Origin of the sequence: Pseudomonas sp. BP11-1-1 (assembly GCF_052112105.1) — a bacterium.
Taxonomy (GTDB): domain Bacteria; phylum Pseudomonadota; class Gammaproteobacteria; order Pseudomonadales; family Pseudomonadaceae; genus Aquipseudomonas; species Aquipseudomonas alvandae.
This window is the reverse complement of sequence record NZ_JAUTYU010000005.1, coordinates 138,630-152,050: the sequence shown is the minus strand read 5'-3', so window position 1 is coordinate 152,050 and position 13,421 is coordinate 138,630. Positions and strand designations below refer to the sequence as shown.

At 62.0% G+C, this 13,421-nt stretch carries 10 protein-coding genes; 4 read left to right on the top strand and 6 right to left on the bottom strand.

Annotation, left to right across the window (positions count from 1 at the left end; translation table 11 throughout):
• Nucleotides 1-44: 44 nt before the first annotated feature.
• Nucleotides 45-1,325, bottom strand: a complete 1,281-nt coding sequence (locus Q7C33_RS13090) for a serine/threonine transporter (protein WP_030142651.1) — start codon at nucleotides 1,323-1,325, stop codon at nucleotides 45-47.
• 690 nt (nucleotides 1,326-2,015) lie between these two features.
• Here Q7C33_RS13090 and Q7C33_RS13085 point away from each other — a divergent pair.
• Together Q7C33_RS13085 and Q7C33_RS13080 are read left to right on the top strand one after the other, a co-directional pair.
• Nucleotides 2,016-2,378, top strand: a complete 363-nt coding sequence (locus Q7C33_RS13085; protein WP_264431291.1) for a DUF6124 family protein — start codon at nucleotides 2,016-2,018, stop codon at nucleotides 2,376-2,378.
• Nucleotides 2,379-2,581: 203 nt separating this feature from the next.
• Nucleotides 2,582-3,535, top strand: coding sequence for a 2-hydroxyacid dehydrogenase (locus tag Q7C33_RS13080; RefSeq protein ID WP_407683508.1), 954 nt, complete (start codon nucleotides 2,582-2,584; stop codon nucleotides 3,533-3,535).
• On the opposite strand, the gene tssA is transcribed toward Q7C33_RS13080, so the two are convergent.
• From tssA to Q7C33_RS13055, 5 genes are read right to left on the bottom strand one after another with little or no spacing between them, the layout of a single operon-like run.
• Nucleotides 3,532-4,614: a type VI secretion system protein TssA gene (gene tssA / locus Q7C33_RS13075; protein WP_407683507.1), complete on the bottom strand. Its 1,083-nt coding sequence runs from the start codon at nucleotides 4,612-4,614 to the stop codon at nucleotides 3,532-3,534. The two genes, Q7C33_RS13080 and tssA, sit on opposite strands and share 4 nt — an antisense overlap.
• Nucleotides 4,611-8,435 (bottom strand): type VI secretion system protein, encoded by a 3,825-nt coding sequence (locus Q7C33_RS13070; protein ID WP_407683506.1) that lies wholly within the window; start codon nucleotides 8,433-8,435, stop codon nucleotides 4,611-4,613. Before Q7C33_RS13070 ends, tssA begins: the two co-directional genes overlap by 4 nt.
• A complete protein-coding gene (locus tag Q7C33_RS13065) occupies nucleotides 8,432-9,193 on the bottom strand; it encodes a DotU family type IV/VI secretion system protein (protein WP_198797468.1) in 762 nt (253 codons plus the stop codon). The genes Q7C33_RS13070 and Q7C33_RS13065 overlap by 4 nt, the downstream gene beginning before the upstream one ends.
• A gap of 18 nt (nucleotides 9,194-9,211) precedes the next feature.
• On the bottom strand, nucleotides 9,212-10,543 hold the full coding sequence (gene tssK, locus Q7C33_RS13060) for a type VI secretion system baseplate subunit TssK (RefSeq protein WP_030142657.1): 1,332 nt from the start codon (nucleotides 10,541-10,543) through the stop codon (nucleotides 9,212-9,214).
• Nucleotides 10,544-10,593: 50 nt separating this feature from the next.
• Nucleotides 10,594-11,052: a hypothetical protein gene (locus Q7C33_RS13055; RefSeq protein WP_030142658.1), complete on the bottom strand. Its 459-nt coding sequence runs from the start codon at nucleotides 11,050-11,052 to the stop codon at nucleotides 10,594-10,596.
• A gap of 224 nt (nucleotides 11,053-11,276) precedes the next feature.
• Here Q7C33_RS13055 and tssB point away from each other — a divergent pair, with 224 nt between their 5' ends.
• Together tssB and tssC are read left to right on the top strand one after the other, a co-directional pair.
• Nucleotides 11,277-11,837 carry a type VI secretion system contractile sheath small subunit gene (gene tssB / locus Q7C33_RS13050; protein WP_030142659.1) on the top strand — a complete coding sequence of 187 codons (561 nt, stop codon included), beginning with the start codon at nucleotides 11,277-11,279 and terminating at the stop codon, nucleotides 11,835-11,837.
• Nucleotides 11,838-11,867: 30 nt separating this feature from the next.
• Nucleotides 11,868-13,349: a type VI secretion system contractile sheath large subunit gene (tssC, locus tag Q7C33_RS13045; RefSeq protein ID WP_407683505.1), complete on the top strand. Its 1,482-nt coding sequence runs from the start codon at nucleotides 11,868-11,870 to the stop codon at nucleotides 13,347-13,349.
• Nucleotides 13,350-13,421 lie beyond the last annotated feature (72 nt).

Here is a 13,421-nt window from a genome sequence, read left to right as displayed (position 1 = left end):
GTTTATGCCGGACGCAATGCCATAAACACCCACAAAAACGCAGGTCAGGCCAGGAGGGAATAGACCAACGCAGTGATCGCCACCAACCCCACCAACACCACAAAGACATTCGACGCCTGGCCTCGATAGCGGGCCATGGCCGGGACCTTGCGAATGGCGTACATCGGCATCAGGAACAGGATCGCCGCGATCACCGGACCGCCCAAGGTTTCGATCATCCCTAGGATGCTCGGGTTGAGCGTGGCGACGACCCAGCACACCACCAGCATGAACGCCGCAGTCAGGCGATCGAGGGTCTTGGGGGCTGGGCGGCGGCCGCTCTTGACGATCAGGCCCTTGAGGCCTTCGCTGGCGCCGATGTAGTGCCCCAGGAACGACTTGGAGATGGCGACAAACGCGATCAACGGCGCGGCAAAGGCGATGGTCGGGTTGCTGAAATGGTTGGCCAGGTACGACAGGATCGACAGGTTCTGCGCCTTGGCCTCGGCCAGTTGTGCCGGGGACAAGGTCAGCACGCAACTGAACACGAAAAACAGCACCATCACCACCATCAGCACATGGGCACGCGACAGGATTTGTGAGCTGCGCTCTTCGGCATTGTTGCCGTAGCGCCGTTTCTGGTCCACCGCGAATGCCGAGATGATCGGCGAATGGTTGAACGAAAACACCATCACCGGAATCGCCAACCACAAGGTCTGCAGCAACGCCGAAGGCTGCGGCAGCGTCGACGCGGTGCTCAGGATGCCGCCGTTCCAATGGGGCACGAGGAATACCGCGAGGAACAGCAGCGCCACGATAAACGGATAAACCATCAGGCTCATGGCCTTGACGATCGCCTGCTCGCCGCAACGGACCACGGCCAACAAGCCGAGGATAAGCATCAACGACAACACAACCCGAGGAGGCGGCTGCAAATGCAACTGATGTTCCAGGAAGCTGCCCACCGTATTGGTCAGCGCCACGCTGTAAATCAACAGAATCGGGAAGATCGCAAAGAAGTACAACAGCGTGATCAGCGCGCCAGCCTTGATACCGAAATGCTCCTCCACCACCTCGGTGATGTCCGCCCCTTCGCGACCGGACAGCACGAAACGGGTCAGGCCCCGGTGCGCATAGAACGTCATGGGAAATGCCAGCACCGCCAGGACCAGCAGCGGCCAGAAACCGCCAAGGCCAGCATTGATCGGTAAAAACAGCGTGCCAGCGCCAATGGCGGTACCAAACAGGCCCAGCATCCACGTCGTGTCGTGGCGACTCCATTGGCTGAGGGTGGCTGGGGCTGTCGTTTCAAAGCGCTCTTCGACGCTGTTGGCCTGATCATTCATCCGGTCGGATCTCCGCTTTCCGGTCACATGCACCCGGCCGGGACGAGTCGGAAAACCCCGACAGGCAGCGCCCTGGCCGAAACAGGGGCGCGATTGTCCGGGATTAGCGAGCAGAAGCAAAGGCTTAGCTGAGGAGTGGTTTTGCGGAGCAGGCTTTGGATATACCGCATTCGCCGGATTTACGGCTGCTTCGCAGCCGAGCGGGAGCAAGCTCCCTCGCCACGGGGTCGTCGTTTTTCTTGAGTGAACTGCATTACCATAAAGCATTGTATTTTCAACAATACGAACCCACGCCAATTACGAAGAAACTCGACCTGTTTAATTGTTGTAAACATGCCTCGCACAGACACGTTTAAATACATTCCAAAATACGCGCTAAAGGCTACGAAACCTTGCGTCCTTACTTACGCATGCTTCAGAATCCGCTGGCTTGTGCGCTTTGCCCCCGGCCTCTATCGTTGACCTGCCACTGCTCATCAGTGGTCGGGTTTAGTCGCCTGGATGGTTTTAGTAGGTGCATAAGCACCATTCAGTCAGGGCATTTCTATGTCTGCACTTGATGGTGGTTGTGCGCAGGGCGCCCTTGGGCGCGCCGGGCTTGCTAATTCCACCGGTCGACTAACCTGCGCACAGCCGCCACCCTTCTTTTAGTCGAGAACGGTTGCGGCCCTAGCTGAGGGAATTAGTTATATGTTCAAGGTTACTCCCAACCCCCCGGATATCTATTCGGTACTCTACGACGACGCTTTCGATCCCGATAAGCTGAAAGAGGCGGCAGACCGCGCACTTAAGTTCTACCTCAACCCCGGGACGCCGAAAACGCAGATACGGCCCTACAAACCCGGCTCGATCTTCACCATCGACCCAGCGGTGGATGACGAAACGTTGCTCGTTGAGGCGTGCGAAAACCTGGCATCCGCCAATGTGCTGATCAGCGAACTCGCCGACATCACGGACGGCCCTCGACGCCAGACGATGCTGGTGCTGCAGCGGGTCATCATGTTGGGGGAGTTAGCGGTCAATCGAGTACTGGATAACCACAAGCCTGGGTAGTTGCCAGGTAGTTGTGGGGGCGCCGCAAGCGCCCTCACAACAAACAAGCCAGCAAACGCTACAGCGTCTCTTGCTTATTCTGTTCAGCAGCCCAAGAACAACCGATCTCAAAATACCCCTAAAAAGCCCAAGCTACCCCTCCCTTCGGCTCCTACAATCAGGTTGAATACCTGAGATCAAAAAATCGCCCACAGGAGCCCAGCATGACCGCAACCGTTCTGGTACTGGTTGAAACCGTCAACGAATACCTGCCGATCCTCGAGCGCCAGGGCTATCACCTGGAGTTGGCGCCCACGCCCGCCGAACGCAAGGCAGCGATCTTCGAACACGGCGACCGATTCAGCGCGGTGTTGACCCGTGGCCCGCTGGGTTTGACTTCTGAAGAAATGGCGGCCCTGCCCAACTTGAAGATCATCTGCGTGATCGGCGCCGGTTATGAACAAGTGGACCTGCAAGCCGCCAGCGACCGAGGCATCGTTGTCACCAACGGTGCCGGGGTCAACGCCTCGTCGGTGGCCGACCATGCCATGGCGCTGTTGCTGGCATTGGTGCGCGATGTGCCTCGATCCGACGCCGCCCTGCGCCGGGGCGAATGGCCGCGAAGCACGCGCCCTTCCCTCGCCGGCAAGCACCTGGGCGTGCTGGGACTCGGCGCCGTGGGCATGGCGATTGCCAAGCGGGCCGCCCTCGGTTTCGACATGAGCGTCAGCTACCACAATCGCCGCGTGCGCACCGACGTGCCCTACACCTTCTGCGCCACGCCCACGGAACTGGCGCGGGTTTCCGATTTCTTGATCGTTGCGACGCCTGGCGGCCTGGATACCCGGCAACTGATCAACAAACAGGCCCTCGATGCGCTGGGACCCAACGGCTTCCTGGTGAATATCGCCCGGGGCAGCGTGGTCGCCACCGCCGACCTGATCAGCGCTCTTGAACATCGGCGAATTGCCGGGGCTGCGCTGGACGTATTCGACCATGAGCCCGAAGTACCCGACGCCCTCAAGCATCTACCCAACGTCGTACTGACCCCCCACGTCGCCGGGCTGTCGCCGGAAGCGACACGCGCCATGGTGGAGCTGGTCGGCGATAACCTGAACGCGTTCTTTTCCGGCAAACCGGTACTGACGCCGGTGGGGCGGCCCGACGCACAGCATTAAAGCACCCCGAGCAGTGTCCACAGCCGTCGGGACTCGGCATCGGCGCTGATCAGTTCGCCCAGCAGTTCGCTCAGCGGTTTGTTGCCCCACTCCACACCGCGCCGGATCAGATAGGGCACGGGACTGTGGGGTTCGGTGCGCGCCAGATAACCGGCGATGACCAATAGTTGTCGATAGGCCTCTTCCCGATTGGCCGGCTCCAGGAAGACCTGGGCAGGTGCCGCCGTCGGCTGGGTCATCGGCGTCGCTGCCACCGCGGACGTTTGCGCGGGCGCGACAGCGGGTTGCTGTGGATGCATCGCGATGAACTCCTCTACCAATGCCAACATGGCTTGCATCACGTCCTGCAAGGATTTGTAGCCCGGGGCCAGGTTGCCCAGGTACGCGTCGCTCCAGGCTTCGAGTCGTTGCAGATGCTGCAGGCTCAACATCAGGCTGCCCTGGCGATGCAACCAGAAAGACAAGGGCGTGCCGCGAATCAGTTCGCTGAGTTTCTTTTGCTCGTTGCGCGCCGCCTCCGCCGAGGCCTTGGCGTTCTTGCTGTCGTTGCCCTGCACTTGCTGGCGCTGCAGGCGCTGCCAATCGTCCAGGCTGAAACCGGCGAAGGTCGGATCGCGGCCATCAAGCAAAGGCACCCGCGTCAGCAACACTTCGCTGTAGCGACGGGCCAGCCATTCCAGCGGAATCACCCGCCACGACTGATCGCCGTCCTCGGCAAGGGGATGCAGCTGTTCCGGATAGCGTTCGCACAGCCCCGCCACCAGCGCCAGGCTGCCCGGCAAGCCGTCCAATCCGACCAGGTGCAGCCAGGCCTCCCCCAGCCAGGCGCTGATCATCAGGTCCTTGCTGCGCTCAAGCAGCAACGTGGTCGCGAGCCGCTCCAGGTCCGGCCAGAGCGCGCGCTTGATTGAAGACTGCCACACGCCGGTGGGTAGGCTGGTGTCGTCTTCCCGGCGCAGTTCGCGTAGCTGGTCGTACTCTGTTTCGTAGCGCAGGTCCTGGCCACAGGGCGACTCGGCGCTGATCGGTTCGAGCAGTTGGCTGACCAATTCGGGCAACGGGGTTATCGGCAAACTCACAGGCCCTCCTCACGGGTGGCAATGGCAGGCCTCGACGCAGGCGCGAGGAAAGGTGAACGAGGCGCCTGTGTCGGCAGCGGCGGGATCGACAGCGGCAATTTGGAACCCTGGCTCATCAACGACAGGCGCACGAACATCAAGGTCTGTTGCGCCGTGCGTGCCTGGGTCTGGGCGGTCACCGGCAGTTGCAGGGCCAGGGGGAAATCGGTGTAGTCGACATTCGGCTGGCGTTGGGCCGACACCAGCGAACGCATCAGGCGCAACAATGACCACGGCCCCTGGTATTCCCAGCCGGCTTCGAGGTCGCGCACCACCAGGTTCGGCTGCAACGGATCGTTGGCCGGACGCTGGTAGCCGTTGCGGGCCCAGCGCAAGGTCAGGCGCACGGGCTGGCCGACCATCCAGCGCAGGTTCTGCTGGCCTTCACCGGGGTAGTTGATCTGCTGGTTGCCGGCGTCCAGGCTCCAGGCGATCACTTGGTCGGCGCCACGCTCCTCATCGCGATCGGTACGCCAGCGCACGTCCATCTCCACGCCCAGGATGCCGCTCTTGTCCCGCACGAACAGCGGCCCGAGCCAGACACCGGCCTGCTTCAAGCGGTTGAGGAAATCCGCGGCCGCCAAGCGCTCGGGCGTCTGGCTCAGCGTCAGCCCGGCCTGGGCCAGGGGCACGCGCGTCTCGATCAATTCCAACAGGTGCTGCACCCGCGCCGGGTCAGCATCGCTGGCCCGCACGTCCTGGGAAAACGGAAAGCGTCCCGCCAAGTACTGATTGAAATAATTGGCCAGGTCATTCCAGGCCATCGCCGCCTGGTTCTGTTGCAGGTACAAGCAACGCTGCAGCGCACCCTGCTGCAACGCGACGGCGCGCCGAGCCAGGTCGCCGCGCCCACCGGACAGGCTGGAGGTCTGCAAGATCTGCGCGCAGGACGCGATGTCCATCGCATTGAAATCCCGACTTACCAATTGCTCCAACTGGGCAGCCGAGCTGGCCGGGTTCTGATTCTTGTACTTGAGCAATTCGTCGTTGAGGGCCATGAACCGCGCCACCTGGTCATGCTCCAAGGCGGACAGGTCGTCCTGTTGGACGATCAGCCATTCCAGGGCAGGCATGCGCTGTTCGGCGATCTGCAGCATGGCGCTGAATTGCTGGTTCAGGTTCAGCTTCAGTTCCTGTGGATCGTTGGCGCCATACAGCTGCAAGCCGAAGTTCTTCGAACCGTCCCAACGCTCGATATCGGCGCGCTGGCTGAATAACGGCTGGGCATCAATTTCGGCCAGGCCACTGTTGATCTGCGCCAATGCCCGGCGATTGAGCAGGCGCTGGAAACGTATCGCCAGGTCGCCCCGGTTCACATCCATGAAGGCTTTTTGCAGTGCAACCGCCTGGGTCGTTTGCACATTGAAGCCGGTGCCGGGCAGCGGCTGGTCATTTTCGTCCAGGCTCAACCACATGGCCCGCGCCGCAGCGTTTTCGGCGGCCTGCATCAGCGCGTCACGGTAATCCGGCGGAATCCGCGACAGCTCTTCGCTGGCATAGCTTTTGTAGCTGGCGAAATAATTCAGGGCGACGCTGAAATCATCACCGCCATCGCCCCGGCCGATTGAATCCGGATTGCCGGGCGACGGATCCTTCTGCATCGCCAACGCCACGAAATCGCGCTTGAACAGCGCTTGCACCGCACCGTCCAGGGCCGTGACATGGTCCTGCAATATCAGCAAACCGCTGCCCTGCTGCACCAGCAGATTGTCTCGGGAACCACTCTGGACGATCCACTGGTCGCGAAAGTTCTGCTGCAACTTCGCCGCCTGGCTCTCCAGGTCCTGCGTAATGTCCGGGCCGAGCAAAGTGCTGTGGCTGACTTTGTCCAGCATCTGGGTGTAGCCGGGCACCAGGTCCTGGCCCTTGCCCCGGCCCCAGGCGGAGTTGGTCAGGCTGACCAGCGTCTGCAGGTCATCGATCAGCGCCGTCAGGTCTTCCAGTTCACTCAATGAATTGCCGCTGCCGGCCTCCAGTCGTTGCAGGTGCAACTTGAGATAACCAGCCTGGCGAACGAAGTTGTCCGCCAGGAAGTAATGGTCCAGCCAACGTTGCATCAGGCCGGTGAAATTATCGGCGATCACCGGGCGCGCGGCGTTCAGGTCCAGCCCTTGCAAATCACTGTTACGCGCATCGAACAGGACCCGGTTGTAAAACTGTGGGCGACTCAAAGTCCCGGTGTTGAGGCCCAAGGACAACGCGGCGTTGCTCAACTGCACCAGTTCGTCCAGTGGCGCCTTGGGGTCGTTCACCACTTGGCTGAACATCTGGTTGTGCTGCTCGAGGCGTGCCGCCAGATCCACCAGCGCCTTGGCCTTCAGGTAGCTTTGCCACTGCGCCGGGTCGTCGTTCTCGACGTTGCCCCGCCGCTCGGTGTTGCGGATGGACTTGAGTTGTTCCAGGTCGGAATTGAGCAAGTCTCGCAGCGGTAATATCCAATGGTGCCGGGCGGTCAGGCGCAAGCCATCCTCCAACTGCGTGTCCACGGAGGAAAACCAGGATGTGGGGAAGACGACCGAGACATAACGCCAGCGCGGGGCTTTTTCCAAGACGTTCCAATAGTTCTGCACGTTATGCCGGGTCGGTTCCAGTTGCGGCTGGTCCGGGTCGACGACGATGTGGTTCTTGTGGGCGCTGAGGACCAACCGCGACAGCTCCTCGGCGTTTTCCACCGAATCGCGCCAGACCCAGAGCATGCTCCCGAGCCAGACCAGGCCCACCACCAACGCCACCGCTCCGGCCAGCCGATGCCCGCGTTGGCGCACGCGCAGCAAGCGAGGCACCGGCTGGGCCAGGCCGCGTTCGGCTATCAGACGTCGCGACCACAATTGCCGGGCGAACACCGTTTGCCGCTGGCCATTGTGATGGGCGTTCAAACTGTCGCCGCTGATGGCCGGTGCTTGACTGGCGGTGAAGTACACGCCGCGAAATCGCGGCGCTTCACCTTGGGCGTTGCCCTGGAACACCGGCTCCAACAATATCTGCAAGGCTCGTCGCAAGCCTTCGAAGCGTTCCGGCAGGCCATAGAGATCGGTGCTCAGTTGCCCCGACAGCGCGCCGATCTCGATGATCGATTGGGCCAGCGCGGCGTTGATCTCATCCAACGCCTGGTCACTCCAGTGCGACTGCCACGCCGCGTCCGGCAAGTAAGGCGACGACCAGCCCAGCATCGACTCTCGCGCCTTGGCAGGCAGCGCGCCGACCAATTCCTGGAACCCGGGCAACTCTTCCATCCCGGTGATCACCACGTACACCGGCAGGCTAAGGCCAAACCGTTGCAGCAGGTCAATAAAAACCCGCCGGACCTTGAGGCTCAGCTCAGTGGTGTGCTCGATGTCATCGAGCTTGCTGAACGGTACTGTCCAGATCACTCCGTCCAACGGCCGCTTGCTGCGCAGCCGCAACAGCAGGCCCAGCAGTCGCCACCAATTGCCCCGTTGCCGGCTCATGCCTTCATCGGGCAGGAACAACGCCTGGGGCACCACCAGTACGGCGCCTTCGGCATCGCAAAACCAGCGCCCGAACCAGCCCGCCTTGTCCGTGGGTTGCAAACGCCATTGGCTGCACAGCTGGGCACCGTCGGTTTCGTTGCCGAGCATCATCAACCAAGGCGTCTGATAGCGGTCGCGGGTGCCCTGCTCCTGCTCCATTTGGCGCACCGCGCCGTAGAAATTGCGAATCGCCGCCCCGCCCTGGGTTCGCAACCACCAGACCGCTGCCGCGATCACCAGCACCCCGACAATGGCGAGCAGCACCAAGGCGACGATGCTCAGGGTGTTCATGAATCCTGCTCCTGGACTGACGACTCGTTCAATTGCAACACCGGTTCGAGCTCCAGGCGGATGTCACGCCAGAGGACTTGCCCCAAGCCAGTCAACAACAGCACCATCGCCACGATCGCCAACCCCAGGCGAAAGCCGTCCGGCAAGGATTGCTGCGCTGGCATCCGCGCGGGCGTCGCCGCCGCAGACATCGCCAGGCGCTGGCTGACATCGACGTAATCGGGTTCGTGCTGCCAGGCAAAGGTGAACAACGCCACACGCCATTTTTCGTGCTGGACCTGGCCAGGCTCGCCGCGCAAGCGCCCTTGGAACCCCAGGATCAGGCATTGCAGGTAGACATTCGCCAGATCCCGAGTACCGGGCATCTGCTCATCCAGCAATTTCTTGATCGCTGCGGGCAAGCGCTCGCCGGCCTGGCGGCTGGCGTACATGCGTGACTCGAGGGGATGCTGCTGCCAAGCCAGTTGGCCGGGCCAGGTGCAGAACAGCAACGTCTCGTCCACCAGCGCGACGAAGGCATAGACCAGCGCCTTGACCTGCTCGGAAGCGGCATCGCCGACGGTGGCGTAGGCCACCCGCCAGAGACGCTGGGCACCGCGACCGGAAAACTCCACGACCCGATTGAGCACGATTGCCGGATCACTGTCCTTGGGCAGGTCTTGCCACTCCTGGGACCACTTCAACCAGGCTTGACGAAACGCGCTGCTCAGCGGCGCCTCGTGCAGACTCCGAACCACCCCGCCACTTCCGTCAGGCATACAGCTCCCCTTTTGCGATCAGGCACTTTCACTGGCTTGCGCCACGAACAACACCACTTGCCACGGACTGCTGGCCTGGGCCGAAGCCGGCGCCACGATGTGCAGCGGCAGTTGGCCGTCGAACCATTGCCCGCTCGCGGCCACCACAAACAAACGGGTGTCGTCACCGACGCTGTAGGCCACCTGCTCGTTGCGGCTCATGGCCTGGTGCGGCAAACCGCTCATGCGTTGGCGGCTCAGCAGCGCAATGTGGGGCGCCGACGCGATGATCGCGCCGCGCAACCATTCGGCCGCCGCTTGTTCGCCGGCGCCGTTGGGCATGCGCAAACCGATCACCAGGCGTTGATTCGGCTGGTCGTCAGGCAACTGGATCGAGAAGACCTGCTCGTTGCGCTCGAACGCCAGGCTTCGGTAACCGGCGCGGACCAGTTCCAGGGTGGTTTCCAGCCAGTCGAGCAGCGGCTCGTAGCCGCGCTGCAACTCGACAAAATCCAACGGTGCGAAAGCCGGGACGCCCGCCAGCGGATCCAGCGCCGACCAGCTCCCCGCCAGCCCCAGCAACAAACCGTAGAGCGCCTGGGGCGTCGCCACCCGGGTATTCAACATGCCTTCGACCTCCGGCAAGCGCGCCCACAGGGCCGTCAACTGCCGACGGATCTCCATGGCATCGTCCTGATTGCCAGCCGCCTGGGCCTGACGCAAGCGACCGGCGAGGAACATGCACTTTTCCCTGGCCCTCGCGCACACCCCGGCCACCCGCCGACCAAGGGCCGACTCCGGCAGCAGGATCGGCGTTGGCGGCGTATACGGCACGCGCCAGAAACCGCCGCCCTCCTTGCGGATACGCAGTAATGGCAGGCAGATCGAATCAGCCTTGCTCAGTTGCGTGCACAGCCTCGGGTTGGGGCGCCAAACCGTGATCGATTCGGGGAATTCGCCGCTGGTGAGGTCTGGCAAAGCCTCGCCGACCACCGATTGCAAGCGCCCCTTGAGCGGTAGTAATTGCCCGGCGCGCCACAGCGGGCTCACCGCGAGGTACACGGTCACCGTGGCGTCGTCGGTCTTGTCGATCGCCTCGCTGACGTCCAGTTCCAGCATTGGCCCGATACCAGCTTGCAGATTGACCGGCAAGCCGTCCGGCAAGGTGCCTTGCAATTGAAGCAGGCGTACCTGGCCGGCACTCAGGGCCGAAGGATCGACTTCCAACTGGCTGACGCCCCAGAACCAAGGGTTGCAAGCCCCGGCAAAATGCGCGGCGAGTGCCTCGGCGCGCAGCCCTTGCAACTGAAAATGCTGGGGCAACAGTTGCATGCCCTCGTGCCAGCACACCGCGTCAGGTAACAGGCTCATACGACTCCCTTCGACATCCCAAATCGCCGCGCGAGGCGGCCCGCGGTCACTCAAGGCTGCTTGTGCCGGTCGTCATTCACGAGGGTCATCTCGCGGCTGTCGAACTTCAGCCAGGCCTCGTGCTGATCGTCCAGCCGAAGCCGGTGGGCTCCCGGAGTGTTATAGCTGGCGAAGACCAAAAGTCCAGCGGCGCGCCGGCCCTCCAGCGGGAAGGGTTGGCGGTCGATGAATTGCCCCGGGACCAGCTCCAGCCCCCACACCGACAGGAGCTGGCGATAGTCGCGCTGGAATTGTTCGCGCTCGGCAAACCACTGGCTGGCGGTGATGCCCGACAGCTGCTTGAGCAGGTCCGGGTCGTTCACCGCGATGAAATCCACGGCGATCGGCGTGTCGTCGTTGGCCCGAGGCGCGACGTCCAGGGTCAGGCTGTCGAGGTCGACGCTGGGGGCGAACAACGAACAACCGGTGAGCGCCAGGCTGAAAAAAAATCCATAAAAAAACGCACGCAAAATGAATCTTCCTTTTCTCAGCGGTCAAAAATTGTTTTTGCTTGCATTTTTATAGACCTGTTCTAGCGTCTTGGATAGTTCGACCCACACAGTCGAATGGACCAGGTTCGTCAAGGGAATGACAGGTTTTCTGCCGTCCATTTGCAACCTGCGGATCAGCAAGGGAATGCGATGAGCGGGACTCCCGATGCATTGCTTCCACACCTGCATCGGAGTCGGCCGCCATGGCAGAAAGTACCCAGCACAAGCTCGACAGAGTCCGTCCTCCCCGCGTCCAGATCACCTATGACGTGGAAATCGGCAACGCTATCGAGAAAAAAGAACTGCCACTGGTCGTCGGCATTCTGGCCGACCTCTCGGGCAAGCCATTGGAGCCGCTGCCCAAGCTCAACGAGCGGCGCTTCACCGAGATCGATCGGGATAATTTCAACGAGGTGCTCGCCTCCATCTCCCCCCGCGCCACGCTCCAGGTGAACAACACCCTCAGCGGCGACGACAGCAAGCTCAACATCGAACTCAACTTCCGTCACATCGACGACTTCGACCCGGTCAAGGTTGTCGAGCAAGTCACGCCGTTGCGCCGCTTGTTCGAAGCGCGGCAGCGCCTGCGGGACTTGCTGACCAAGCTCGACGGTAACGATGACCTGGACAAGCTGCTGCGTGACGTGATCGCCAACACCGAAGGCCTGCAGGAGATCAAGTCGGCCCGGCCCCAGGACGCGACGCAAGAACTGCCGACCGTCGCCGCCAACGATGACCCTGCCCCAGCCGAACCACAGGCCTGATCGCGCGCCTCATTCAAGGGAGATAAAGCCATGCCTGCTTCATCCAGCGCTCAAACCAGCGAGAGCACGACCCAGACCCTGTCCCTGTTGGACAAGATCATCGCCGAAGGCCGCATGGCCCACGACGACAGCCAGCAAGACTACGCCCGCGACATGCTGGCCGAATTCGCCACCCAGGTCCTCGACGAAGGCATGGCCATCGACAAAGACACCGTGGCCATGATCAACGACCGCATCAGTCAGATCGACGAGTTGATCAGCGCCCAACTCAACGAAGTCCTGCACCACCCCGACCTGCAGAAACTCGAAGCCTCCTGGCGCGGCCTGCACCTGCTGGTGCGGAACACCGAAACCAGCACCCGCCTTAAATTGCGCCTGCTCAACGTCACCCAGAAAGAACTGCAGAACGACTTGGAAAAAGCCGTCGAATTCGACCAGAGCGCCTTGTTCAAGAAAATCTACGAAGAAGAATACGGCACCTTCGGCGGGCACCCGTTCAGCTTGCTGGTGGGCGACTACACCTTCGGCCGGCACCCGCAGGACATCGGCCTGTTGGAAAAACTCTCGAACGTCGCCGCCGCCGCGCACGCGCCGTTCATTGCCGCCGCCAGCCCACGTTTGTTCGACATGACCAGCTTCACCGAACTGGCGATCCCCCGAGACCTGTCGAAAATCTTCGAAAGCCAGGAGCTGATCAAGTGGCGCGCCTTCCGTGAAAGTGAAGACTCGCGCTACGTGTCCCTGGTGCTGCCGCACTTCCTGCTGCGCCTGCCATACGGCCCGGACACGCTGCCGGTGGAGGGCATCAACTACGTCGAGGACGTCAACGGCACCGACCACAGCAAATACCTGTGGGGCAACGCTGCCTGGACCCTGGCGCAACGCATCACCGAAGCCTTCGCAAAATATGGCTGGTGCGCGGCCATTCGCGGAGCCGAGGGCGGTGGCGCGGTCGAAGGCCTGCCGGCCCATACCTTCCGCACCAGTTCCGGGGATCTGTCGCTCAAATGCCCGACCGAAGTGGCGATCACCGACCGTCGTGAAAAGGAACTCAACGACCTGGGCTTCATCTCCCTGTGCCACAAGAAAAACAGCGACGTGGCGGTGTTCTTCGGCGGCCAGACCACCAACAAGGCCAAGCTCTACAACACCAACGAGGCCAACGCCAATGCGCGAATCTCGGCGATGTTGCCGTACGTGCTGGCGGCCTCGCGTTTCGCCCATTACCTGAAGGTGATCATGCGCGACAAGGTCGGCAGTTTCATGACCCGCGACAATGTGCAGACGTACCTCAACAACTGGATCGCCGACTACGTGCTGATCAACGACAACGCGCCGCAAGAGATCAAGGCGCAGTACCCGTTGCGCGAAGCCCGGGTGGACGTGACGGAGGTGGCGGGCAAGCCAGGCGCCTACAAGGCCACTGTGTTCTTGCGGCCGCACTTCCAACTGGAGGAGTTGACTGCCTCGATCCGTTTGGTGGCGACGCTGCCGCCGCCCGTCGCTGCCTGACCAATAAAACCTGTGGCGAGAACGCTCGTTGTGGCGAGGGGATTTATCCCCGTTGGGCTGCGCAGCAGCCCC